Here is a 531-nt window from a genome sequence, read left to right on the forward strand (position 1 = left end):
AACGCTGGTGAGACGTACGCAACCGGCCTCCCACTTCTGGTAAGTGATCGCGACGACGGTCTTGCCATTGTCGATTATGAGTCTGGCGAGGTCGTCCAGAACATCACGGATGCCAATGGCCAAGAAATCGGTATCTCGGGCGACGGCCGAATCGCTGCTGTGCGGTCTCGAATATCGGCTTCTGACCGGCTGAACGTGTACGACGTTGCTACTGGCGAAGAATTGCTGGAGGAGCGCGAAAGCACATTTGATGGCAGTATCCGCAACCCACTCGCAAACGGTAATGTTGTGGTCGCGGCTGGAATCGATACTGTCATCGGATTCGGTGTCACTCCTGGGGACCCTGATGCGAGCGGCGATCAGATCTGGTCGACTGGCCACGGCACGGGCGAACTTGCAAAATCACCCGACGAGACGATGGTCGCATTCTGCACTGAGACGGACCTCTACATCTTGGATTTCGAGACTGGCGACGAACTCCATGTTGTAGAGGGCTTCACCGACGACCACCCCCGCGGAATCGATTTCGGC

The 531-nt window shown here is 57.1% G+C and carries 1 protein-coding gene; it reads left to right on the plus strand.

All coding sequences use genetic code 11. The features are described 5' to 3' along the window. A partial coding sequence (locus C482_RS21450) for a hypothetical protein (RefSeq protein WP_006165779.1) occupies positions 1 to 531 on the plus strand: 531 nt, incomplete at both ends.

It is taken from the genome of Natrialba chahannaoensis JCM 10990 (assembly GCF_000337135.1).
In the GTDB taxonomy this organism is placed as follows: domain Archaea; phylum Halobacteriota; class Halobacteria; order Halobacteriales; family Natrialbaceae; genus Natrialba; species Natrialba chahannaoensis.